Source organism: Pseudomonas sp. LBUM1641 (genome assembly GCF_059716235.1).
In genome coordinates this window covers 1,335,116-1,358,030 of record NZ_CP166815.1, presented here as the reverse complement: position 1 = coordinate 1,358,030, position 22,915 = coordinate 1,335,116, and the positions used below count along the sequence as shown (strand labels likewise).

Annotated in this window: 21 protein-coding genes; 3 read left to right on the top strand and 18 right to left on the bottom strand. The window is 60.9% G+C overall.

The window, feature by feature from the left end; all coding sequences use genetic code 11:
• Positions 1–22 precede the first annotated feature (22 nt).
• Positions 23–670, bottom strand: a complete 648-nt coding sequence (gene adk, locus ACA046_RS06125; protein WP_497676101.1) for an adenylate kinase — start codon at positions 668–670, stop codon at positions 23–25.
• Between the two features lie 268 nt (positions 671–938).
• Positions 939–3,584 (bottom strand): phosphoenolpyruvate carboxylase, encoded by a 2,646-nt coding sequence (gene ppc, locus ACA046_RS06120; protein ID WP_497676100.1) that lies wholly within the window; start codon positions 3,582–3,584, stop codon positions 939–941.
• A gap of 187 nt (positions 3,585–3,771) precedes the next feature.
• On the opposite strand from ppc, the gene ACA046_RS06115 reads away from it, so the two are divergent.
• The 3 genes from ACA046_RS06115 to lptF all read left to right on the top strand — a co-directional run bounded on the left by ACA046_RS06115 (position 3,772) and on the right by lptF (position 5,671).
• A complete protein-coding gene (locus ACA046_RS06115) occupies positions 3,772–4,116 on the top strand; it encodes a hypothetical protein (protein WP_010176787.1) in 345 nt (114 codons plus the stop codon).
• Between the two features lie 285 nt (positions 4,117–4,401).
• Positions 4,402–4,830, top strand: a complete 429-nt coding sequence (locus ACA046_RS06110; protein WP_459026429.1) for a DUF4398 domain-containing protein — start codon at positions 4,402–4,404, stop codon at positions 4,828–4,830.
• Positions 4,831–4,885: 55 nt separating this feature from the next.
• Positions 4,886–5,671 (top strand): lipotoxin F family OmpA-related lipoprotein LptF, encoded by a 786-nt coding sequence (lptF, locus tag ACA046_RS06105; protein WP_076017480.1) that lies wholly within the window; start codon positions 4,886–4,888, stop codon positions 5,669–5,671.
• Between the two features lie 29 nt (positions 5,672–5,700).
• Here lptF and ACA046_RS06100 read toward each other — a convergent pair whose 3' ends face one another.
• From ACA046_RS06100 to ACA046_RS06025, 16 genes are all read right to left on the bottom strand, one after another.
• A complete protein-coding gene (locus ACA046_RS06100) occupies positions 5,701–5,841 on the bottom strand; it encodes a hypothetical protein (protein WP_459026427.1) in 141 nt (46 codons plus the stop codon).
• A gap of 309 nt (positions 5,842–6,150) precedes the next feature.
• Positions 6,151–6,450 (bottom strand): hypothetical protein, encoded by a 300-nt coding sequence (locus tag ACA046_RS06095; protein WP_497676099.1) that lies wholly within the window; start codon positions 6,448–6,450, stop codon positions 6,151–6,153.
• Positions 6,451–6,562: 112 nt separating this feature from the next.
• On the bottom strand, positions 6,563–6,889 hold the full coding sequence (locus ACA046_RS06090) for a PA3694 family proteiin (protein ID WP_076017482.1): 327 nt from the start codon (positions 6,887–6,889) through the stop codon (positions 6,563–6,565).
• Complete coding sequence (locus ACA046_RS06085) at positions 6,886–7,791, bottom strand: alpha/beta hydrolase (protein WP_459026423.1); 906 nt, start codon at positions 7,789–7,791, stop codon at positions 6,886–6,888. The genes ACA046_RS06090 and ACA046_RS06085 overlap by 4 nt, the downstream gene beginning before the upstream one ends.
• A gap of 81 nt (positions 7,792–7,872) precedes the next feature.
• Positions 7,873–9,150: a flavohemoglobin expression-modulating QEGLA motif protein gene (locus tag ACA046_RS06080; RefSeq protein ID WP_497676098.1), complete on the bottom strand. Its 1,278-nt coding sequence runs from the start codon at positions 9,148–9,150 to the stop codon at positions 7,873–7,875.
• 21 nt (positions 9,151–9,171) lie between these two features.
• Positions 9,172–9,720: a hypothetical protein gene (locus tag ACA046_RS06075; protein WP_459026419.1), complete on the bottom strand. Its 549-nt coding sequence runs from the start codon at positions 9,718–9,720 to the stop codon at positions 9,172–9,174.
• 16 nt (positions 9,721–9,736) lie between these two features.
• Positions 9,737–10,453, bottom strand: a complete 717-nt coding sequence (locus tag ACA046_RS06070) for a TetR/AcrR family transcriptional regulator (RefSeq protein WP_023659125.1) — start codon at positions 10,451–10,453, stop codon at positions 9,737–9,739.
• 151 nt (positions 10,454–10,604) lie between these two features.
• Positions 10,605–12,107, bottom strand: a complete 1,503-nt coding sequence (gene lysS, locus ACA046_RS06065; protein WP_167664453.1) for a lysine--tRNA ligase — start codon at positions 12,105–12,107, stop codon at positions 10,605–10,607.
• Positions 12,108–12,185: 78 nt separating this feature from the next.
• Positions 12,186–13,281, bottom strand: a protein-coding gene (gene prfB / locus ACA046_RS06060) for a peptide chain release factor 2 (RefSeq protein WP_459026416.1) whose coding sequence is annotated in 2 segments (ribosomal slippage) — positions 12,186–13,208 and positions 13,210–13,281 — 1,095 coding nt in all. Because the reading frame shifts where the segments join, the coding sequence is not laid out codon by codon here.
• Between the two features lie 308 nt (positions 13,282–13,589).
• The gene (locus tag ACA046_RS06055) at positions 13,590–14,591 is read right to left on the bottom strand and encodes a diguanylate cyclase domain-containing protein (protein WP_459026414.1); all 1,002 of its coding nucleotides are present in this window, start codon (positions 14,589–14,591) and stop codon (positions 13,590–13,592) included.
• A 51-nt stretch (positions 14,592–14,642) separates the two neighbouring features.
• Positions 14,643–15,653 carry a chemotaxis response regulator protein-glutamate methylesterase gene (locus ACA046_RS06050; protein WP_497676097.1) on the bottom strand — a complete coding sequence of 337 codons (1,011 nt, stop codon included), beginning with the start codon at positions 15,651–15,653 and terminating at the stop codon, positions 14,643–14,645.
• A complete protein-coding gene (locus ACA046_RS06045) occupies positions 15,650–17,953 on the bottom strand; it encodes a hybrid sensor histidine kinase/response regulator (RefSeq protein WP_497676096.1) in 2,304 nt (767 codons plus the stop codon). The genes ACA046_RS06050 and ACA046_RS06045 overlap by 4 nt, the downstream gene beginning before the upstream one ends.
• Positions 17,950–18,636: a chemotaxis protein CheW gene (locus ACA046_RS06040; RefSeq protein ID WP_459026408.1), complete on the bottom strand. Its 687-nt coding sequence runs from the start codon at positions 18,634–18,636 to the stop codon at positions 17,950–17,952. The genes ACA046_RS06045 and ACA046_RS06040 overlap by 4 nt, the downstream gene beginning before the upstream one ends.
• The gene (locus ACA046_RS06035; RefSeq protein ID WP_497676095.1) at positions 18,633–19,883 is read right to left on the bottom strand and encodes a CheR family methyltransferase; all 1,251 of its coding nucleotides are present in this window, start codon (positions 19,881–19,883) and stop codon (positions 18,633–18,635) included. Before ACA046_RS06035 ends, ACA046_RS06040 begins: the two co-directional genes overlap by 4 nt.
• Positions 19,883–20,395, bottom strand: coding sequence for a chemotaxis protein CheW (locus ACA046_RS06030; protein ID WP_497676094.1), 513 nt, complete (start codon positions 20,393–20,395; stop codon positions 19,883–19,885). The genes ACA046_RS06035 and ACA046_RS06030 overlap by 1 nt, the downstream gene beginning before the upstream one ends.
• Positions 20,395–22,017: a methyl-accepting chemotaxis protein gene (locus ACA046_RS06025; RefSeq protein ID WP_459026402.1), complete on the bottom strand. Its 1,623-nt coding sequence runs from the start codon at positions 22,015–22,017 to the stop codon at positions 20,395–20,397. Before ACA046_RS06025 ends, ACA046_RS06030 begins: the two co-directional genes overlap by 1 nt.
• Positions 22,018–22,915: the final 898 nt, after the last annotated feature.

Here is a 22,915-nt window from a genome sequence, read left to right as displayed (position 1 = left end):
TGTCAATCAAGCGGATGAACGATCAGCTCAGCGCTTGCAGTACTTTGCCAGTGATGGCTTCAACCGAACCCACACCTTCGATGTGGCTGTACTTCGGCTTGCCCTGGGCATCGGCCAGCTTCTGGTAGAAGTCCACCAGCGGCTTGGTCTGGGAATGATAGACCGACAGACGATGGCGCACGGTTTCTTCGGTATCGTCTTTACGCTGCACCAGGTCATCGCCGGTGACATCATCCTTGCCAGCCACTTTCGGCGGGTTGTAGACGATGTGGTAGACGCGGCCCGAGGCTTCGTGTACACGACGACCGGCAATACGCTGCACGATCTCTTCGTCTTCAACGGCGATTTCCACCACGTTGTCCAGCTCGACGCCGGCCTTCACCAGGGCTTCAGCCTGGGGAATGGTGCGCGGGAAACCGTCGAACAGGAAACCGTTCTTGCAGTCGTCCTGGCTGATGCGTTCCTTGACCAGGTTGATGATCAAGTCATCGGAGACCAGGCCGCCGCTGTCCATCACGCTCTTGGCGATCAGGCCCAGCTCGGTGCCAGCCTTGACGGCCGCGCGCAGCATGTCGCCGGTGGAGATTTGTGGAATGCCGAATTTTTGAGTGATGAACTTTGCCTGAGTACCTTTACCGGCCCCGGGAGCTCCCAGCAGAATGACGCGCATCGATGTGCTCCTCAATTTTTTATAAAGATGACGCTCGGATTCGCCGCATGGGGCCAATCTCGGAAATTTTGGGTCCAGGCCGCACAAACGGCCAAAGGCTGATCAAGATACACAGCAGGCCCAAACCACACAAGCCGCCGAAAGTAGGAGAAACCCGCGCCGCGCTGGCTTTATAGGCAGGTACAACCCGGACAGCAAAACGCCGGTCGCCATTTTGACGGCGACCGGCGCGATGTATCTGCAAGCTATTGAGAACACGCCATAAATGTCAGCCGGTGTTGCGCAATCCGGCGGCAATACCGGCCACAGACACCAGCAGCGCCTGTTCCAGAGGGCTGTCCTGCGCCGCCTCCTGTTGCCGCGATCGGGCCAGTAATTCGGCCTGCAACAGGTGCAACGGGTCGAGGTAGGTGTTGCGCAGCCGGATGAACTCCAGGGTATCGGGACTATGGGCCAGCAGCTGAGACTGGCCAGTCAGGCCAAGCACTACACTGCACGCCTGCGACAATAGGTCGCGTAAGTGCGCGCCCAATGGCAGCAGATCAGGCTGCACCAGACGTTCGTCATACAGGCGGGCGATGTCGGCGTCGGCCTTGGCCAGCACCATTTCCAGCATATCGATGCGGGTGCGGAAGAACGGCCACTGCTCGCGCATCTGCCCCAACAACTCACCTTCGCCGCGCTCAAGGGCCTTGCTCAAGGCCGCTTCCCAACCGAGCCAGGCCGGCAGCATCAGGCGGGTTTGGGTCCAGCCGAAAATCCACGGGATTGCCCGCAGGCTTTCAATGCCGCCGGCTCGACGCTTGGCCGGGCGACTGCCCAAAGGCAAGCGGCCCAACTCCTGCTCCGGCGTGGACTGGCGGAAATACTCGACAAATTGCGGATTTTCCCGCACCACGGCGCGGTAAGCGCTGACACCGTCGGCGGCCAATTCGTCCATCAAGTGGCGCCAGGCCGGCTCCGGTGGTGGCGGTGGCAACAACGTCGCCTCCAGCACTGCCGCCAGGTACAGGTTGAGGTTTTGCTCGGCGATGTCCGGCAGGCCGAACTTGAAGCGGATCATCTCGCCTTGTTCGGTGGTGCGGAAACGCCCCGCGACCGAACCCGGTGGCTGCGACAGAATCGCCGCGTGAGCCGGGCCGCCGCCACGGCCTACGGTGCCGCCGCGACCGTGGAACAGCAGCAGTTCGACTTGTTGTTCGCGGCAGATTTCCACCAACTGTTCCTGGGCCCTGTATTGCGCCCAGGCGGCGGCGGTAGTGCCCGCATCCTTGGCCGAATCCGAATAGCCGATCATCACTTCCTGCGGGCCCTGCAGACGGGCGCGATAGCCCGGCAACAGCAGCAGTTTCTCGATCACCGGGCCTGCATTGTCCAGGTCAGCCAGGGTCTCGAACAACGGCACCACACGCATCGGTCGTTGTACGCCGGACTCTTTGAGCAGCAGTTGCACAGCCAACACATCCGACGCGGCGCCCGCCATGGAGATGACGTAGGAACCCAGGGACGCGGCAGGTGCGGCGGCTATTTCCTTGCAGGTGTTCAGCACTTCGGCAGTGTCTGCCGAGGGTTTGAAGTAACCCGGCAACAAGGGGCGACGGTTGGCCAGTTCCTTCATCAGGAAACTGATGCGCGCCTCTTCGTCCCAATCCTCGTAACGGCCAAGGGCCAGGTAATCGGTGATTTCAGTCATGGCCGCGCAGTGGCGGGTGGAATCCTGACGGACGTCGAGGCGCACCAGGAACAGGCCAAACGTCACCGCCCGACGCAAGCAATCCAACAGCGGGCCGTCGGCAATCACGCCCATGCCGCAGGTATGCAGCGACTCGTAGCACAGCTCCAGCGGCTCGAGCAGCTCGCGGTTGTTTTGCAGCACATCGGCAGGCGCCGGCGTGGTGGTAGTCAACGAGGTGTGGGCCCATTGGCGTGTGGCGCGCAGGCGCTCACGCAGTTGCTTAAGCAACGCCCGATAAGGTTCGACGCTGTCGCCGACCTTGGCCTGCAATGCCGGGCTGGCGTGTTGCATCGACAGCTCGGAGGCCAGGTGATCGATATCGCGCAGGTACAGGTCTGCCGCCATCCAGCGTGCCAGCAGCAACACTTCACGGGTGACCGGCGCAGTGACGTTGGGGTTGCCGTCGCGGTCGCCGCCCATCCAGGACGCAAAGCGAATCGGCGCGGCTTCCAGGGGCAGGCGCAAACCGGTCGCCGCATGCAAGGCATGATCAGCCTTGCGCAAATAATTCGGGATGGCGTGCCACAGCGAATGCTCGATCACCGCAAAGCCCCACTTGGCTTCGTCTACAGGCGTTGGCCGGGTGCGGCGGATTTCTTCGGTGTGCCAGGCTTCGGCGATCAGGCGTTGCAGGCGATTGCGGATCTGCTCGCGCTCAGCGGTGGTGAGGTCGCGGTGATCCTGCAGGGCCAATTGTGCGGCGATGGCATCGTATTTCTGGATCAGGGTGCGGCGGGCAACTTCGGTGGGGTGAGCGGTGAGCACCAGCTCGATTTCCAGCCGGCCCAACTGGCGCGCCAGGGATTCGCTGCTATGGCCTTCGCTCTGCAAGCGTGCCAGCAGTTCCGGCAGCACCCGCGACTCAAACGGCGCAGGCGTTGATTCATCGCGGCGGTGGATCAACTGGTACTGCTCGGCGATGTTGGCCAGGTTGAGAAACTGGTTGAAGGCCCGCGCCACCGGCAGCAGTTCATCTTCTTTCAGTTGGTTGAGGCTGGCGCTCAGCTCTTCGCCAGCCGCCTGCTCCGAAGCCGCGCCACGGCGGTCGGCCTTGGCGCCTTTACGGATCTGCTCGATCTTGTCGAGGAATTCATCGCCGTACTGCTCTCGAATCGTGTTGCCCAACAGCTCACCCAGCAGGTGAACATCCTCACGCAAACGTGCATCGATATCGCTCATCAGCCAATCTCCAGCAGAAAATCCGGGACGCTTTGATCCTCAAGAGTGCCGCCCACGGCGAAGTCTTACAAGGAACTTTAAACCTTGTGAGTTGCAGCTAGTCTCAACAATAAGCCGCAGCGTTATCCGCGCTGGCCGGCTGGTCACTCATCATCGCCCGCGTACCGCGGGCTCCATTGAGGTTGCCATGAAAATCCGAGAACTGGCCCAGCATTGGGAAGAAAACGCCAAGGGTCGTCTGACCAAAACCGAATACGCCATCCATCTGGACGTTGAAGCCGCTGCCAGGCTGGCGGCGATCTCCGAGATGTACCCCAAACGCCACACCGAAGAACTGCTCGGCGAGTTGATTGGCGCAGCTCTCGAAGAGCTGGAAGCGAGCTTTCCCTACATCAAGGGCAAGCAGGTGATTGCTACCGATGAGGAAGGCGATCCGCTGTACGAAGACGTTGGTCCAACCCCACGTTTTCTCACGTTGTCACGGCGTTATTTACACGATCTGTCGGCTCAGTCCGACAAGCAGAAACACTAGTCAACCTCCGCTAAAAAAACCGCCACCCCCAGTATTCAGGGCCTCCGACAGGCCCTGAATACCGCTGCGCGTTGCAAAAGTTCCAACTTTTAACGCTGACCGTTCAGTCAGATATTTTTTTAGGCAAATCGCCATCTTCGCTGAACTATTCAAAAAAGCCTCCGGTCACAGCCAGTAAGCCATCACTTGGAACAGCCGTTTGAATAGGCGTCCCGAGCTTTACCGCCGGGCCCCGGCAGACACTGCAAGCCGGAGATGGATTTGATGTTTTTCAGGAGTTACCTAATGGAGTTGAAGACGATGAAGACCAGCACTGCCAAAACCTCGTTTAACCACCTGCGCGGGCTTAAATTGGCCGCGCTGGCAATCGGCACCAGCTTCGTACTGGCTGGCTGCGCCGGCAACCCACCGAGCGAGCAATACGCTGTTACCCAATCTGCGGTGAACAGCGCCGTCAGCGCCGGTGGTACCGAGTACGCAGCCGTGGAAATGAAGTCGGCTCAGGACAAACTGAAGCAAGCTGAAATTGCCATGCACGACAAGAACTATGACGAAGCCCGTCGCCTGGCCGAACAAGCCGAGTGGGACGCCCGCGTCGCAGAGCGTAAAGCCCAGGCTGCCAAGGCCGACCAAGCTGTGAAGGATTCCCAGAAAGCTGTTCAGGAGCTGCGTCAGGAAGGCATGCGTCCGGCTGTTATCAAGCCGCAGCAATAAGCCGCTACCTCTGATTGCTTTGCACCCGAAACCGAATTGAAAGGACGACACGATTATGCGTAAACAATTGATGATCCCTGCCCTGCTGGCAATGAGCGTTGCTCTGGCGGCGTGCTCCACCCCGCCGAACGCGAACCTGGAAAACGCTCGGACCAACTTCTCGGCCCTGCAAGCCAACCCGCAGGCTACTAAAGTAGCGGCGCTGGAAACCAAAGACGCCAGCGAGTGGCTGGACAAGGCTGACAAGGCCTACCGCGACAAGGAAGACCAGAAGAAGGTCGACCAACTGGCCTACCTGACCAACCAGCGCGTTGAAGTGGCCAAGGACACCATCGTCCTGCGTGAGTCCGAAGCCAAGCTGAAAAACGCTGGCGACGAACGTGCCCGCGCCCTGCTGGAAGCCCGTGACGCGCAGATCAAGCAACTGCAAGACAGCTTGAACGCCAAGCAAACCGATCGCGGCACCCTGGTAACTTTTGGTGACGTACTGTTCGCCACCAACAAGTCCGACCTGAAGTCGAGCGGCCTGGTCAACATCACCAAGCTGGCGCAGTTCCTGCGTGATAACCCGGACCGTAAAGTGATTGTCGAAGGCTACACCGACAGCACCGGTTCCGACTCGTACAACCAGAGCCTGTCGGAGCGCCGTGCCGCTTCCGTACAGCGCGCACTGGCTAACCAGGGTGTGGATATCTCGCGCATCGTGACCCAGGGTTATGGCAAGGAATACCCGGTTGCCGATAACGGCAGCGTTTCGGGCCGTGCCATGAACCGTCGTGTTGAAGTGACCATCTCCAACGACAACCAGCCGGTCAAGCCACGTTCTTCGATGGCAAACTGATCGACTGATGCTTGAAAAGAAAACCCACTTTACAGTGGGTTTTTTTTCGGGTCGTCGAACCGGACAGGTCGGTTTGTATCCTCGGCCGGCAGCTCCATCTTCCCGCCGTAGTCATGTTCCGACAGCTTGTCCATCAGTTGCTTGAGCTTGTGATCCTCGGCGTCGAGCATTTCCAGCCTCTCATGCCCCCTGACCATGTCCACCATGTTGCTTATTGCAGCAATAATTATCGCCACCTTCTCGCCCCAATCTGTGCAAGTTACATCGCTTTCTGTGGTTTCTTACGCAATACGGTTCCAGAGAGTCGCATCATGAACTGCGGCTGTCATTGCGCAGTCGCCTGCCCGTAACAGCACGCTGCCCACACCGTCGCTGACTGATCGTTTGTAGCTGCATGAAGAATCCCGCCAGTTGGCGGGATTCTTTTATTGGCAGGCCTAAGAATCACGAGGTCTTAGCGCGTTTCAAAAGCCTTGGGGTCAGAAGGTCGCTTGCGCCGGGTTGTTCTCCGACACTGCGTTTATCTTGTTATCACCGCCTTGGTCTGCGCCCTGCTCCTGAGCACCCTGCCCCGTGAGTTTTGACAGTTCTTCCGTCAGCTTCTTGATCAGCTCCTGAATGTTTTCGCCGCCCTCCGCCCCCTGCGCGCCACCGCCCCCTTGGGAGGATTGGCTCTTCAGTTGCTGAATTTGTTGCTCCAATTGCTGAATGCGCGAATTATCTCCTCCCGCACCTGCAGTACTGGAAGAAGGTGTGTTGCCTGAGATGGGACTTGTCATATGACTGACTCCAAATTAAGTAGCAGAGATAACTGCACCAGCGCCGCTGGCCAGTGCAGAATCTGTGGTAACTCACTTAAAATGGTTCCAGACCCTTCCCACTTCATTCGTCCTACTGTTCCAATTGCGGCGTTTCCTGGCCCATGCATCGCACTGCCTGTTTCTTGCCGTTTACCAGGACGCCGGTCAGGCCTTTCTGTTCGGTATCAAACAGCACCAACACACCATCGACACACTGCGCTACCTGGGCGGCCGGGGTCAGGGAGATTTTGTAGTCTTCGCCTGGCACGGTCTTGAGCATGGTGAAGTCGCTGAGCAGCAATGCATCCTCAGGCTTGGCGAAGTGCAAATAGCCGTAGTACCACAGGCAGCCGACGGTGCCGATGATGGTGCCGATGCCGGTGAGGATCAGGGGGATCATGTTGCGTTCTTCGCTCATTGCGGGTTCTCTGCATTGGAATTCGGGGACGCCGGGTAATTGGGGATTTCCCCCAGGCGGCGCAGCCCGTTGAAATGCTGCGGGTCGTCGAGGTAGCGCAGCATCACGGTTTGCCAGGTCTTGTCGGCAAAGGTCTGCACGTGACCACCCCGGGTCAGTTGCAGCACCCTCGGTGGCGGCGCAGCTTGATACAGGCGGATGCCGTTGGACAGCGGCACGATCGGATCATCGAGGCTATGGAACAACAACTTCGGCACACCGGTCAGCCGGGGCATGGCGTTGATCGCACTGTCGGCGTCCGGCACCAGCCACGACAACGGTACCTGGAACGGCCATGTTAGCCAGGAGGTGCTGAGGGCGAATTGTCCTACGTCACGATAACTGGCCGGCACGCCGTCCAGCACCAGCGCCTTGAGCCGGGGCTGGCGCTCGGGATGTTCCGCCAGATAGTGCACCACCAGCGCACCGCCCAGGCTTTGGCCCAGCACGATCAGTGGCTGGCCCTGGGTTTCGGGGGCGTTGTCGATCCACTTGAAGGCGGCGTCGATGTCCTGGTAAACCGCCGGCAGCGAAGCTTCACCTTCGGACAGGCCGTAACCGCGATAGTCCAGCAGCAGCACTTGATAGCCCTGCTCCGGCAGCCACCAACTGCCGCCGAGGTGCCAGGCGAGGTTGCCGCCGTTGCCGTGAAGGTGCAGCACCGTGCCCTTGAGCGGCACACCGGCCTTGGCCGGCAGCCACCAGGCGTGCAGCTTGACGCCATCGGCGGTGGTCAGCGTGACGTCCCGGTATTGCAGGTGGGCCTTTTCCGGGGTGAACGGCAAGCCGCGCTCCGGGTAAAACAGCAGGGAGCTGCAGCCGTTCAGGGTCAGTAGCAGGCAAAGAATGCCGAGGATTCTCATCCGTTGAAGCCTCGTGAATGGGTTGGGAACGATCCTAAAGACCTATGGAGATCAAATGACCGAGTTCCTTCAGAGATATCGTTAAAGGATATTGGAGTAATCCGCCTCGATCCGGTCCAGGCTCAAATGGTTGAGGAAGTTGGAGAAACACATCCACGCCGCCAACGCATTCATGTCACGGAACTGATCCGGCAGGTATTTGGGCGGTACCACCAGGCCTTCATCCACCAGTTGGCGCAGGGTACGCATGTCTTCCAGGGTGGTCTTGCCGCAGAACAGCAGCGGCACTTGCTCCAGTTTGCCTTTGCGCACGGCCAACTGAATGTAGTTGTAAACCATGATAAAGCCCTTCAAGTAGGACAAATCCTTGGTAAACGGCAGGCCCGTAGGCGTCGACCCACGGAAAACCCGGCTGGCGTTGCCGTAGCTTTCCGCCATTTCAAAGCCCTGCTCGCGGAAGAATTCGAACACCTGCAGGAAGTCGGCCCCCTGCTCCACCATATGGATGGCGCGGGTGCGGTTGGTCAGCTTGCGCAGGCGGCTGGGGTAGGAGGCGAAGGTGATAATTTCCATCAGGATCGCCAGGCCTTCCTGGGTCACCGTCGACGAGGGCGGGCCCTTGGACAGGAAGGTGCAGATCGGCTGGTTCTGGCCATTGAGGGTGGTGCCCACATGCACCAGGCCTTCATGAACTTCCAGGGCGCGCACGTCGCGGTCGTTGAACATCGCGTCGGCGCGGATCTTGATGTAGTCGGCGCCTGCCGCCGCATCCGCCACGATACCGTCAGACTCGAACACCCGAATGGTTTCCTCAGCCTCGCCGAATACCTTGTTCAGGCGGCTTTGCAGCAGGCCGACGGCGTCCTTGGCGGTGAGGGTCTTGGCTTCGTCCTTGAGGTCGCCGCGGCCGTCGATATTGTTCAGGTAGTCCGACATCATCAGGCCGAGGTCGGCCAGGGTCGGGTCACCGGCGTGGAACGCATCGGAGGCGGCGCCGTACAACTCCTGGGAAATCAGGCCGAAATCCTCGGTGCCGCGCGCTTCGAGCATGCGCACTACCATGCGGTATTCCTTGCACATGCGCCGCATGATCTGCCCGACCGGGTTGAACTGGCCAAGCTGGCGGGTGATGTCACGCTCGATGTTCTGGAACTCCAGCTTCACCGCGCTGGAATCGAACGACAGTGGCCGGTTCAGGTAGTAATCGCGGTCCACCGCCGGCATTTCCTTGCCATTGGCCTTGAGAAATCCCTGGCGGATATTCTCGTCCCACTTCACGGCGTCGAGGACGCGAATCGGTGTTTGCGCCAGCACAATGCGATCGGACAAGGTGCGTATCGTCTGCTGGTAATCGTCCACCCGGTACTTCCTCTTTAAACGTTATTTGCTCGCGCGCTGGTAGCGCACGGCTTCGACGAACACGTCAGCATTGGCCGGGTCATCCAGGTAGGCAAACACCTGGGCCATGGGGCTGTTGATCAATACGCCGTCGCCTTCGACAGTTTCGACAGTGCTGCCGCCAAGGACTTTCTGGCCGACAGCCTGGTGGATCTGGTCCAGGTCGAGGTTGTAGACCACCAATTCGTGTTCATCGTTGAGCTCGAAGCCTGCCAGGATGAAATGCCCGCCAAACTTGGCCGGCAGCGGCGCCGACAAATACCAGCGGCTGCCATGGCGGGAGACCGTGAACAGGTATTCATCACGTTGGCCCGGCTTGGCTTTAGGGTAGCTCACGGCTTTGTAGCGATGTGCACCCACGCGGCTGATCTGCAGGTTGAGCGGCTCGCCCCAGGCATTTTTGCTGGCCCATTTGCCCAACAGGGCCTCAGGCGCCGCCTCACTGGCCGGCAACGGATCCTTGAAAGTCACCAGGCAACCGCTGAGCAACAGGAACGACAAGGCGATCACAACGACACGCCAGGCTTTCATTGGACACTCCCCTGTGTCAGACCGAAGCCAACACCAAATGCATGTAACGCTTGAGGATCTCAAGCATTTCTTCGCTGGTCAGAGGCTCTGCACCGCCCAGCAGGCCCTGATATTCCATCCGACCGATAATCGCCGTCAACACTTTGGCATCCTGTTGCGGCTCGCGCGAACCCAATACCTGGAAAAACTGGCAAGTACCCTGCAGCAGGATTTGCTGGTGAGAACGTACCAACTCGGCCAGGCGCGGGTTCAGCAGCGCTTCCTGGCGAAACGCTTGCTCGGCCATAAGGTGCTCGCGGCGGTTGAGCAATTGGCGTTGCACGTAATCGGCGGTCAGGCGCGCGATGTCGTCGGCCAGCTGCGAGCGAGACTGCGGACTGCCGTCGCCGTAAGCGACCATCTCCCGCAGCAGCCCTTCGTTACGCACCCACAACTTGCCCATGAACGCCGCACTGCGCTCCACGTATTGGGCGAAGGTGTCGGTGAGCAGGTCGTCGATGTCCTTGAAGTAATAGGTAGTGGCCGATAATGGCACGCCGGCCTCTGCCGCCACCGCACGATGACGCACAGCGCGCACGCCTTCACGCACCACGATGCGCATCGCCGCATCGAGAATGTCCTGCCTGCGTTGCTCACTGCCCCGGCGACTGGCCTTGCGGCCCTGGTACTGAACACTTTCAGCCACGGCAGCGGCAATGCCGGCGGCACCCTTTTGAGCCATTACGCGGTTCACGACGGATCTTCCTTTCAGGGTGACGCGGAGCGTCACGGGCTGCGTTCCCACGCAGAGCGTGGGGACGATCATCTGGCGCTGTTAGCTTGACGCTTAAATACGCCACATAAAAAAGCCGCCTTATAAAAGGCGGCTTCGGATTTCGCTACGGTTACGCTTGTGGCCGCATGTGCGGGAACAAGATCACGTCACGGATCGACGGCGAGTTGGTCAACAACATCACCAACCGGTCGATGCCGATCCCTTCACCGGCCGTTGGCGGCATGCCGTATTCCAGGGCGCGAACGAAGTCGGCGTCGTAGTGCATCGCCTCGTCGTCGCCGGCGTCCTTGTCGGCCACCTGGGCCATGAAGCGCTCGGCCTGGTCTTCCGCATCGTTCAGCTCGGAGTAGGCGTTGGCGATTTCGCGGCCGCCGATGAACAGCTCGAAACGGTCGGTAACGTTCGGGTTGTCATCGTTGCGACGGGCCAGCGGCGACACTTCGAACGGGTACTGGGTGATGAAGTGCGGCTGTTCCAGCTTGTGCTCAACCAGCTCTTCGAAAATCATCACCTGCAATTTGCCCAGGCCTTCAAAGCCCAGCACCTTGGCGCCGGCTTTCTTGGCGATGGCACGGGCCTTGTCGATGTCGGTCAGGTCGTCAGCGGTCAGCTCAGGGTTGTACTTGAGGATCGAATCGAACACCGACAGGCGCACGAACGGCTCGCCGAAGTGGAACACTTTGTCGCCGTACGGCACGTCGGTGGAACCCAGGACCAACTGCGCCAGTTCGCGGAACAGTTCTTCGGTCAGGTCCATGTTGTCTTCGTAGTCGGCGTAAGCCTGGTAGAACTCCAACATGGTGAATTCAGGGTTGTGACGAGTCGAAACGCCTTCGTTACGGAAGTTGCGGTTGATCTCGAACACTTTCTCGAAGCCGCCAACCACCAGGCGCTTGAGGTACAGCTCCGGCGCGATACGCAGGAACATTTCCAGGTCCAGCGCATTGTGGTGAGTTTCGAAAGGCTTGGCTGCGGCACCACCGGGGATGGTTTGCAGCATCGGCGTTTCGACTTCCAGGAAGTCACGCGCCATCAGGAAGCTGCGGATGTGCGCGATCACTTGCGAGCGTACGCGGAACGTCTGGCGCACTTCTTCGTTGACGATCAGGTCAACGTAGCGCTGGCGGTAGCGCTGTTCGGTGTCGGTCAGGCCGTGGTGCTTGTCCGGCAGCGGGCGCAGCGACTTGGTCAGCAGGCGCACGCTGGTCATTTCAACGTACAGGTCGCCCTTGCCGGAACGGGCCAGGGTGCCTTCGGCTGCAATGATGTCGCCCATGTCCCAGGTTTTCACCGAGGCCAGGGTTTCTTCAGACAGGGTTTTGCGGTTGACGTAGACCTGAATGCGACCGGTCATGTCCTGGATCACCATGAACGAGCCACGGTTGAGCATGATGCGACCTGCCACCTTGACCGGGATCGCAGCCTCTGCCAGCTCTTCCTTGGTCTTGTCCGCGTACTGTTTCTGCAAGGCATCGCAGTAGTTTTCGCGGCGGAAGTCGTTGGGGAAGGCATTGCCCTTGGCGCGCTCGGCAGCAAGCTTTTCCTTGCGCAGGGCGATCAGGGAGTTTTCTTCCTGTTGCAGGGCTTGCGGGTCGAGTTGTTGGTCGCTCATGTCTTTAAATTTTCCATCAGGTTCGTGGTCCCCGGCATGCGGCCGGGGATCGCCGGCAAGCCGGCTCCTACAAGGGGGTTACAGGCCGGATTTCAGGCTGGCTTCCAAGTATTCGTCGATATCACCGTCGAGCACCTTGTCGCAGTCGCTGCGTTCGATGTTGGTACGCAGATCCTTGATCCGCGACGCATCGAGCACGTAAGAACGGATCTGGTGACCCCAGCCGATATCCGACTTGGTGTCTTCCAGCGCCTGGGACGCGGCGTTACGTTTCTGCATCTCCTGCTCGTACAACTTGGCCCGCAGCATTTTCATGGCGGTGTCCTTGTTCGCGTGCTGGGAACGTTCGTTCTGGCAGCTGACCACGGTGTTGGTCGGTACGTGGGTAATACGTACGGCCGAGTCGGTGGTGTTTACGTGCTGACCACCGGCACCGGAGGAACGGTAGGTGTCGATGCGCAGGTCTGCCGGGTTGATCTCGATTTCCACCTTGTCGTCGATCTCTGGCGAGACGAAAACAGCGGAGAACGAAGTGTGGCGACGGTTGCCGGAGTCGAACGGGCTCTTGCGCACCAGGCGGTGAACACCGATCTCGGTCCGCAGCCAGCCAAAGGCGTATTCGCCCTTGATGTGCACGGTCGCGCCCTTGATGCCAGCCACTTCACCGGCCGACAGCTCCATGATGGTGGCGTCGAAACCGCGTTTGTCAGCCCAGCGCAGGTACATGCGCAACAGGATGTTGGCCCAGTCCTGGGCTTCGGTGCCGCCGGAACCGGCCTGGATATCCAGGTAGGCGTTGTTCGGGTCCATTTCGTGGCTGAACATGCGACGGAATTCAAGCTTGGCGAGGTTTTCCTCGAGGCGGGCCAGCTCGGCGACGATATCGCCCACTGCGCCTTCGTCGTCTTCTTCGACGGCCATGTCCAGCAGGTCGCGGCAATCGCCTAGACCGGTGTTCAGTTCGTCGAGGGTGTCGACGATCTGCGCCAGCGCAGAGCGCTCGCGGCCCAGTTCCTGGGCGTATTCAGGTTTGTTCCAGACAGCCGGATCTTCAAGCTCGCGATTGACTTCGGTCAGACGCTCATGCTTTTGATCGTAGTCAAAGATACCCCCGAATAGTTTCGGAGCGCTCGGACAGGTCCTTGATGGTGTTAAGGATCGGGTTGATTTCCATGGCGGGCAGCACTCGTTGGCGAACTTTTGAAAGCCGAAGAGTATAACGACAAACGGCTGATAACGGCAGTCCGCTTGGCCGAAAAGGCGGGGTGCATCAGCAAATGCGAGCTCAAGAGAACCCTGTGGCGAGGGAGCTTGCTCCCGCTGGGCTGCGCAGCAGCCCCTTGCAATGTCACTGTGGTGTGTCAGGCGGTACGTGGTGATGGTCTGGGGCTGCTTCGCAGCCCAGCGGGAGCAAGCTCCCTCACCACAGCAAGCTACCTCTCCACAGCAAGCGCTCTCCCGACAACCAGCGTTTTGCCGTCGTTATTCGATCCCCACCTGATTACGCCCATTGTGCTTGGCCAGGTACAAGCCCTTGTCCGCCGCCGAGATCAACTGCCGGCAATCGGTGCCCTGCAACGGAGTCATGGTGGCCAGACCAATACTGATGGTCAGGCTCGAGCCTTCCGCCGGGGCAATGTGCGGGATTTTCAGGCCCGCCACCGCCTGGCGCAGTTTCTCTGCCACCAGCCGCGCACCGCCCGGCGAGGTGTTCGGCAGCACCAGGGCAAACTCTTCACCGCCGTAACGCGCCGGCAAATCCGAGGGACGGCTGCTGGCATCACGAATGGCCGCAGCCACCTTGCGCAACGCTTCATCGCCTTCCAGGTGCCCAAAGCTGTCGTTGTACGTCTTGAAGAAGTCCACGTCGATCATCAACAACGACAGCTGGGTCTGGTCACGCATGGCACGTCGCCACTCCAGCTCCAGGTATTCGTCGAAATGCCGGCGGTTGGACAGCCCGGTCAGGCCGTCGGAGTTCATCAGCCGTTGCAGTACCAGGTTGGTGTCCAGCAACTGCTGCTGGCTGACCCGCAGCGCACGATACGCCGCGTCCCGCTGCAGCAGGGTCATGTAGGAGCGCGAGTGGTAACGGATGCGCGCCACCAGCTCGATGTTATCCGGCAGCTTGACCAGGTAATCGTTGGCACCGGCGGCAAACGCGGCGCTCTTGATCAGCGGGTCTTCCTTGGTGGAAAGCACGATGATCGGGATGTTCTGCGTCGCCGGATGATTACGGTATTCGCGCACCAGGGTCAGGCCGTCGAGCCCCGGCATCACCAGGTCCTGCAGGATCACCGTCGGTTTGATACGGATCGCCTGGGCAATGGCCTGGTGCGGGTCGGCGCAAAAATGGAAGTCGATGTTCTCTTCATGGGCCAGGCCCCGGCGTACGGCTTCGCCGATCATTGCCTGGTCGTCGACGAGCAACACCATGGCGGCGTTTTCGTCGGTCTTGAAGTCGTCGAGCTGTAAATCATTCATTTGCAGTCACCTGAATTACTACCTGCAGGCCAGGACAGCGTGTGATATCGGTCATTTTGCGAATACCTCCAGCAATCGTGGCGCAATTCTGTCCAATGGGCGAATTTCAACAGCCGCGTCGATCGCCGCTGCCGCTTTGGGCATGCCATAAACCGCACAGCTTTGCTGGTCCTGCGCGATGGTCAGGTAGCCTTGCTGACGCATCGTTTTAAGTCCCTGAGCGCCATCACGGCCCATCCCCGTCAGCAGCACGCCGACGGCATCACCGTTCCAGTAACTGGCAACGCTTTCGAAAAACACGTCGATGGACGGCCGATAAATTTCGTTCACCGGCTCTGCGGTGTAGGCCAGCGTGCCGTTCTTCAGCAGCCGAATATGATGATTGGTGCCCGCCAGCAACACCACGCCGCTTTGGGGCGGCTCGCCTTCGCGGGCCAGGCGCACCGGCAGGCCCGAGGCGCTGCTCAGCCATTCGACCATGCCGGCGGCGAACACCTGGTCCACATGCTGCACCAACACAATGGCCGGCGAAAAGTCCCGGGGCAAGCCCTTGAGCAGGGATTCCAGGGCTGCCGGGCCACCGGCGGATGAGCCGATGGCTACCAGGCTCTGGCGTTTGCCCATGGTTCGCTGGGGCGCAGGCTCGGCCCGTACGCGGCTGCCACGCTGGCCGATCAGCCAGCCGATATTGAGGATCTTGCGCAACAGCGGCGCCGCGGCGTCCTTCGGGTTACCCACGCCCAGCGCGGGGGTGTCGACCACATCCAGGGCGCCATGCCCCATGGCTTCAAACACGCGGCTGACGTTGGCCTGGCGATCAACGGTGACAATCAGGATCGCGCAGGGCGTCTCGGCCATGATCTGCCGGGTGGCTTCCACGCCGTCCATCACCGGCATGATCAGGTCCATCAGAATCAGGTCGGGCGTCAGCTCGGTGCAGCGCTGCACCGCCTCCAAACCATTGGTGGCGACCCATACCACTTCATGGGCCGGCTCAAGACTCAGCGCCCGGCGCAAGGCTTCCACAGCCATGGGCATGTCATTGACGATCGCAATCCTCATGCCCGGGCTCCTCCAATCAGCTCTACCACCGCGTCCAACAACGCGTCGTCATGGAAGCTGGCCTTGGCTAGATAATAGTCGGCGCCGGCGTCCAGTCCACGGCGGCGGTCTTCTTCCCGGTCTTTGTAGGAAACAACCATCACCGGCAGGGATTGCAGGCGAGTATCACGGCGCAAGAGTGTGACCAATTCAATACCGTCCATGCGAGGCATATCAATGTCAGTGATCAACAGGTCAAAGTCTTCGGAGCGCAGCGCGTTCCAGCCATCCATGCCATCGACCGCCACGGCTACTTCGTAACCGCGATTAAGTAACAGTTTGCGTTGCAGCTCGCGCACGGTCAGTGAGTCATCCACCACCAGAATACGCTTGCGCGCGGCTTCCTGGGTTTGCTGGGTACGCCGGGCGATGCGCTCCAGACGACCGGTATTGAGCAGCTTGTCCACTGAACGCAGCATGTCTTCAACGTCGACGATCAACACCACCGAGCCGTCATCGAGCAGGGCACCGGCGGAGATGTCCTGGACTTTGCCCAGCCGGTCATCCAGGGGCAGCACCACCAGCGTGCGCTCGCCGATAAAACGCTCCACGGCAATCCCGTAGACGGCATCGCGCTCGCGGATCACCACGACCTTGAGGGTTTCCTGATTGCCCTGCCCGGGCGGGCGCTGCAGCAACTGGCTGGCGGCGACCAGGCCGACATGCCGGCCTTCGTGCCAGAAATGCTGGCGACCTTCCAGTTGCACGATGTCGTCGGGGGCCAGGTCACACATACGTTCGATGTGAGCCAGCGGGAAGGCGTAGGCCTCTTCACCGACCTCCACCACCAGGCTGCGCACCACCGACAGGGTCAACGGCACTTCAAGATGGAAGCGACTGCCCTGCCCCGCCGTTTGCTCCAGCACCACCGCGCCGCGCAACTGGCGAACCATATGCTGCACCGCATCCAGACCGACACCGCGGCCCGAAACCTCGGTGACCTTGTCCCGCAGGCTGAAACCCGGCAGGAACAGGAACGTCAGCAGCTCCTCTTCGCTCAGGCGCAGGGCGGTTTCCAGCGGCGACAAATGCCGGTCGACGATGGTGCCGCGCAGGCGTTCCAGGTCGACACCGTTGCCGTCGTCGCTCAGTTCCAGCACCAGCAGGCCGGCCTGGTGGGACGCTCGCAGGCGGATCAAGCCTTCGGCGGGTTTGCCCGCCAGCAGGCGTTGCTCAGGCATTTCGATGCCATGGTCGACGGCATTGCGTAATAAATGGGTGAGCGGCGCTTCGAGTTTTTCCAACACGTCGCGGTCGACCTGGGTCTTCTCGCCTTCGATTTCCAGGCGCACCTGTTTACCGAGGCTGCGGCCCAAATCCCGAACCATGCGCACCTGACCGGCCAGTACATCGGCAAACGGCCGCATACGGCATGCCAGCGCGGTGTCGTACAGGACTTGGGCACGCTGCCCGGCCTGCCAGCCGAACTCATCGATTTCGGCGGTTTTTTCCGCGAGCAACGCCTGGGCTTCGCTCAACAGGCGGCGGGTGTCGGCCAGGGCTTCCTGGGCTTCCAGGCTCAGGTCGACGGTCTTGAGGTGGCCGTCGAGGTTATCCAGGGCCCGAGCACTGTTGCTCTGGATGCGCTTGAGACGTTGCAAACTGGCGAGATATGGCTTGAGCCGCTGGGTTTCCACCAGGGATTTGCTGGACAGGTCCAACAGGCTGTTCAAGCGTTCGGCAGTGACCCGCAATACGCGCTCGCCGCCTTCGGTCATGCGTTTGTTCTGGCGTGGCTGTTCGGCACTGACGGGCGGCGCGGGTTCGGGCTCCGGCGGCAGCGTCAGCAGTGCTTCCATCGACAATTCAGGTTCTGGCGCAGGTGCCGGCGTTGGCGTTGGCGTTGGCGCAACGGGCGGTGCGACTTTTTGCGACGGGTCGAGCAAACGCTCCATCAGCGCGACGTAGGACTCGATGTCCGCCGTGCCCACGGTGTTGCCCGGCGTGGCGATGCGCATCAGCAAATCGGTGCCTTGCAGCAGTGCGTCGATATGTTCCGGCAGCAGGTACAGCCGGCTTTCCTGGGCGCTGACCAGGCAATCTTCCATGACGTGGGCGACGCTGACACCGGCGTCCACTCCGACAATACGTGCCGCCCCCTTCAGGGAATGGGCGGCGCGCATGCAGGCTTCGAGCTGGTCGGCCTGGGTCGGGTTGCGCTCCAGGGCCAGCAGACCGGCACTGAGCACCTGGGTCTGGGCGTCGGCTTCCAGGCTGAACAGTTCCAGCAGCGAGGCATCGCGCATCTGGTCGGGGGTCATGTGAGGCTCCGGGTCACGGCAGACAACAATTGCGCCTCGTCCAGCCAGCGCAGGCTGCGGCCTTTCCACTGCAACACGCCTTGGGTATAGCGGGCGCTGGCCTGGGTGCCCGAGGCAGACGCCGCGTTCAAGGTGCGTTCATCAATGGCATGGATGCCGTCCACTTCGTCCACCGGCACCACCACCGGGCCGTCCTGCGCCGCGATGATCAGCATGCGCGGCATGATTCGCCCGCCACTGGGGCCGCTGCTGGCGCCGTCCAGCCCGAGCAATTCCACCAGGGACAGGCACGCCACCAGCGCGCCGCGCACATTGGCCACGCCCAACAGGGCGCGTGAACGCTGATGTGGCAAGGAGTGAATCGGTTGCAGCGGTGCCACTTCCACCAGGCAGCGGGTGGCGATGCCCAGCCACTCTTCGCCGAGGCGGAACATCAACAGCGAACGGGTGACTACATCGCCTTCGACTTCCGGCGCCGCTACGGGACGATGATCGTCCTGCTGCAAGGCGTAGCGGTCGAGCAGGCGCGTGGCGGCGGCGGAATACACCGAGCAGTTGCGACAGTGGATGTGTTCGGCCAGCAACGGGCAAGACTTGTCGCCGTGGATGCCGATACGGTTCCAGCAGTCGTCGATGGCTTGGGTGTCGGCCAGGGCCAGGTTCAGCGCGGTATCCAGGGTCATTGTTTACGCTCACTGCGGGCGGCACGGGCCTGCAAACGGCGGGCGCCGGCGACATCGCCCTGGGATTCGAGCAACGCGGCCAGGTGCATCAAGGCCTGCGGGTGCTGGGGTTCCAGGTACAAGGCTTTTCGATAATAACCCTGGGCTTCCAGGGCGCTGCCGGCCACATCGCTGAGCAGGCCCAGCCAATAAAACACCTGGGCTGCTGGCGGGTGAGTTTGCAGATAACGCTCGCAGGCGGCACGGGCCTCAAGGCTTTTACCTTCATTGGCCAGGGTTGCGATCTGGCTGAGCAGATCGGCAGCGTCCGACTGCGCGGGTGGCGGTTTGATCGGAACGACGGGTTGAGCGCTGATCGTGCTGAACGGCCGTGGCTTGGTCGGGATAGGCGCGGCACTGCGCTGGGGGATCGGCGCAGGCATCGGCACAAATACCGGTTCCGGCGCAGGTTCAGCGTGGCGACTGAAGGCAAACGACTGCGGCACACCAATCGAACGCATGCCCAGGCGCCCCAGCAGGCTGCCTTCGGCAGGCCCGATAAACAGTACGCCGTCGACGTGGGTCAGGCCCTCGAGCACTTCAAACACCTGCTTCTGGGTAGGCTGGTCGAAGTAGATCAGCAGGTTGCGGCAGAACACGAAATCGTAGGTGGGCTCGTTGGCCAGCAGCGTGGGGTCCAGCAGGTTGCCCACTTGCAGGCGCACTTGTTCGCGTACCCGGTCGGCAATTCGGTAGCCGTCGGTTTGTTCGGTGAAGTGGCGATCGCGGAACTCGATATCCTGGCCGCGAAACGAATTCTTACCGTACACCCCGCGGCGGGCGCGCTCCACCGACAGCGGGCTGACGTCCATGCCTTGCACTTTGAACTGATGCGGTGCCAGCCCGACGTCGAGCAAGGCCATGGCGATCGAATAGGGTTCTTCGCCGGTGGAACATGGCAGGCTGAGGATCCGCAGGGCGCGCATGTGCTTGATTTCAGCCAGACGTGCGACCGCCAGCCGGCCCAATGTGGCGAAGGACTCGGGGTAACGGAAAAACCAGGTTTCGGGGACGATCACCGCTTCGATCAGCGCTTGCTGTTCGTCGGTCGAGACCAGCAACTGCTGCCAGTATTGATCTGGCGTCTGTGCGTTAAGGGAGATGCTGCGCTGGCGCACGGCACGCTCGATAATCGCTTCGCCCACCGAGGCCACATCGAGGCCGATGCGTTCTTTCAGGAAGTCGAAGAAGCGTTGATCACTGCTCATCAACCCTCCTCGCCGGCGGCAAACAGCAGCGCCTGCACATCAGCCGTCAGTAGGTCGGCCACGCCAATCCACTGCATCAAGCCGTGCTCATCTTCACGCACCGGGCCCAGGTAGCGTGCCTGGCGGTTGTCCAGGCCGTAGGGCTGGAACTCAGCAGGATCACAGCGCAAGGTGTCGGTGGCTTGTTCGAGGATCAGCCCCAGCCAGCGCACCGGAGCCAGTGCATCCGGCTGATAGTTGACCAGTACCAGGCGCGTACTGGTGCGCGCCTGGGCCGGCGTGCCGAAGGTCAGGGCACTAAGGTCGATCACCGGCACCATCGCCCCGCGATGGGCAAAGATCCCGGCGACCCACACAGGCGCATGGGCAATGGGCTTGAGCGGCAGGCGCGGCAGTACCTCGGCCACTTCCGTGGCCTTGAGGGCATACCGTTCATTGCCGATGTGAAACACCAGGAACAGTGCTTTCTTCACTGCCGCAACGGCACCGCGTTTAGCCGCGAGGTCGCTCATCAGACTTTAAAACGCGACACGCCGCTGCGCAGGCCGACCGCGACCTGGCTCAGCTCGTCAATGGCAAAGCTGGCCTGGCGCAGGGACTCTACGGTCTGGCTGCTGGCATCACCCAACTGCACCAGCGCATGATTGATCTGCTCGGCGCCGGTGGCCTGGGCCTGCATGCCCTCGTTGACCATCAACACCCGCGGCGCCAGGGCCTGCACCTGATGGATGATCTGCGACAACTGCTCGCCCACTTGCTGCACTTCGAACATGCCACGGCGCACTTCTTCGGAGAACTTGTCCATACCCATCACCCCGGCCGACACTGCCGACTGGATCTCGCGCACCATCTGCTCGATGTCATAAGTAGCGACGGCGGTCTGGTCGGCCAAGCGCCGCACTTCGGTAGCCACCACGGCAAAACCGCGACCGTATTCACCGGCCTTCTCGGCCTCGATGGCGGCATTGAGGGACAGCAGGTTGGTCTGGTCGGCAACCTTGACGATGGTCACGACCACCTGATTGATGTTGCCGGCCTTCTCATTGAGGATCGCCAGCTTGGCGTTCACCAGATCGGCAGCGCCCATCACCGAGTGCATGGTTTCTTCCATGCGTGCCAGGCCTTGCTGGCCGGAACCGGCGGCCACCGAGGCCTGGTCGGCTGCGGTGGAGACCTCGGTCATGGTGCGGACCAAATCCTTGGAAGTGGCGGCGATTTCCCGGGAAGTAGCGCCGATTTCCGTAGTGGTCGCAGCGGTTTCCGTGGCGGTGGCCTGTTGTTGCTTGGAGGTGGCGGCAATCTCGGTGACCGAAGTGGTGACCTGGACCGAGGAGCGCTGTGCCTGGGATACCAGGGCAGTGAGCTCGGTCATCATGTCGTTGAAGCCGGTTTCTACCGCGCCGAATTCGTCTTTGCGTTCCAGGTTCAGGCGTTTGCTCAGGTCACCGGTGCGCATGATTTCGAGGATGTCGACGATGCGTTTCATCGGCGCCATGATCGCGCGCATCAGCAGTAGGCCACAGAGACCGGCGGCGAGGATCGCAAGGATCAGGGAGACGCCCATGCTGATTTTTGCAGCGGACACCGCGTCGTCGATAGCGTTGGTGGCGCGGTCGGCGACGTTTTTGTTTTCGGTGATGATGTCGTTGAGCTTCTTGCGGCCTGCGGTCCAGGTCGGGGTCAGCTCTTCGTCGAACACTTTGCGGGCGGCGGCGACGTCATTGCGTTGCAGATTGTCCGTTACGGTGGCCAATGCCTTGTTGTAGGCCTGGTGCAGGGCTTCGAATTTATCGAACTCGGCCTGATCGTCAGCGCCGTTGATGGTTGCCTTGTAATTGGCCATCTGCGTGAGGATGCGCGCTTCGAAGGACTTGTAGTCGGCCTTGTCGGCGTCGGTGAGCACCTTGTCTTTGCGCAGGCCGATGATGTCGAGGGTGTCGAGGTAACTGTCGACCCAGGCGCTGCGGATCATGGAGCTTAGGTAGACCCCGGGGACTGCGTCGTCGCGGACTGACTCTTCGCCAGCCTCGATCTTCAACAGTCGTGAATACGAGACCACTACCATCAGCAGCATGATCGCGATGATGACCGCAAAGCTTGCCAATATCCGTTGGCGCAAGGTCCAGTTCTTCACAGTAATTCCTCGAGGGCCATTCAAATGGAGGGGAGTATAGCTGAGCGGGTGCCATCATTAATCAACGGGTTGTGGGATCTGGGTCACACGGGGGGGGAAGTTTTTGGGGGGGGCATATCCGTTGCTGCGGTAACGGCGGCTTAGGGTTCCGCCCTTACGGCGGGTCACTTTTGGAAAAGAGCCCCAAAAGTAACCAAAAGGGCTCTTGCCCCACCACTCGGCACCTCGCTAATGCTCGGTGTGCCCTCACTCCGGCAGCACGAAGCGGGCCGCCGCGACGGGGCGTCCCTGCCCCGTCGCGGCTAAACCGGCGTCCTGCCGGTTTACCCGCTCCGTACTGCCTACGTTCGGCCAGCGTGGTTTAACGGGGCGCCTAAGATCAAGATCAAAAGCAGATCAACAGCACAGCGGCCTACCGGCCGGCTTGAGTGTGGTGAAGCAACAGCAACAGCAAGATCAGAAGCTAAAGCGGGCACGGTCCAAATGTGGGAGCGGGCTTGCTCGCGAAGGTCGTTAACGATGACGCGGGCATCCTGAATGAACGCGGCGCCCTCAGGTTTTTCGCGAGCAAGCCCGCTCCCACAGAAAAGCAGCTCTGCTTTCGCTCTGGATCTTGCCTCTGCTTCTAACACTCAAGCCGGCCGGTAGGCCGCTGTGCTCTTGCTTTTGATCTTGATCTGACTGCCCCATTCAGCCCGAGGCCGAACGCAGGTATTACGGAGCGGGTAAACCGGCAGGACGCCGGTTTACCCGCGCCGGGCCATGGATGGCCCGTCGCGGCGGCCCGCGGAGCAATGCCGAAGTGAGGGAACGCCGAGCCACAGCGAGGCGCCGACAGGCGGGGCAGAGCGTTTTGGTTACTTTTGACTGGGCCGGCATTCCGGCTTTTCAAAAGTGA

Excerpts from the sequence above, each read along its gene's own strand:
- adk (WP_497676101.1), bottom strand. The coding sequence starts at position 670 with ATGCGCGTCATTCTGCTGGGAGCTCCCGGGGCCGGTAAAGGTACTCAG.
- ppc (WP_497676100.1), bottom strand. The coding sequence starts at position 3,584 with ATGAGCGATATCGATGCACGTTTGCGTGAGGATGTTCACCTGCTGGGT.
- ACA046_RS06115 (WP_010176787.1), top strand. The coding sequence starts at position 3,772 with ATGAAAATCCGAGAACTGGCCCAGCATTGGGAAGAAAACGCCAAGGGT.
- ACA046_RS06110 (WP_459026429.1), top strand. The coding sequence starts at position 4,402 with ATGGAGTTGAAGACGATGAAGACCAGCACTGCCAAAACCTCGTTTAAC.
- lptF (WP_076017480.1), top strand. The coding sequence starts at position 4,886 with ATGCGTAAACAATTGATGATCCCTGCCCTGCTGGCAATGAGCGTTGCT.
- ACA046_RS06100 (WP_459026427.1), bottom strand. The coding sequence starts at position 5,841 with ATGCTCGACGCCGAGGATCACAAGCTCAAGCAACTGATGGACAAGCTG.
- ACA046_RS06095 (WP_497676099.1), bottom strand. The coding sequence starts at position 6,450 with ATGACAAGTCCCATCTCAGGCAACACACCTTCTTCCAGTACTGCAGGT.
- ACA046_RS06090 (WP_076017482.1), bottom strand. The coding sequence starts at position 6,889 with ATGAGCGAAGAACGCAACATGATCCCCCTGATCCTCACCGGCATCGGC.
- ACA046_RS06085 (WP_459026423.1), bottom strand. The coding sequence starts at position 7,791 with ATGAGAATCCTCGGCATTCTTTGCCTGCTACTGACCCTGAACGGCTGC.
- ACA046_RS06075 (WP_459026419.1), bottom strand. The coding sequence starts at position 9,720 with ATGAAAGCCTGGCGTGTCGTTGTGATCGCCTTGTCGTTCCTGTTGCTC.
- lysS (WP_167664453.1), bottom strand. The coding sequence starts at position 12,107 with ATGAGCGACCAACAACTCGACCCGCAAGCCCTGCAACAGGAAGAAAAC.
- ACA046_RS06055 (WP_459026414.1), bottom strand. The coding sequence starts at position 14,591 with ATGAATGATTTACAGCTCGACGACTTCAAGACCGACGAAAACGCCGCC.
- ACA046_RS06050 (WP_497676097.1), bottom strand. The coding sequence starts at position 15,653 with ATGAGGATTGCGATCGTCAATGACATGCCCATGGCTGTGGAAGCCTTG.
- ACA046_RS06045 (WP_497676096.1), bottom strand. The coding sequence starts at position 17,953 with ATGACCCCCGACCAGATGCGCGATGCCTCGCTGCTGGAACTGTTCAGC.
- ACA046_RS06040 (WP_459026408.1), bottom strand. The coding sequence starts at position 18,636 with ATGACCCTGGATACCGCGCTGAACCTGGCCCTGGCCGACACCCAAGCC.
- ACA046_RS06035 (WP_497676095.1), bottom strand. The coding sequence starts at position 19,883 with ATGAGCAGTGATCAACGCTTCTTCGACTTCCTGAAAGAACGCATCGGC.
- ACA046_RS06030 (WP_497676094.1), bottom strand. The coding sequence starts at position 20,395 with ATGAGCGACCTCGCGGCTAAACGCGGTGCCGTTGCGGCAGTGAAGAAA.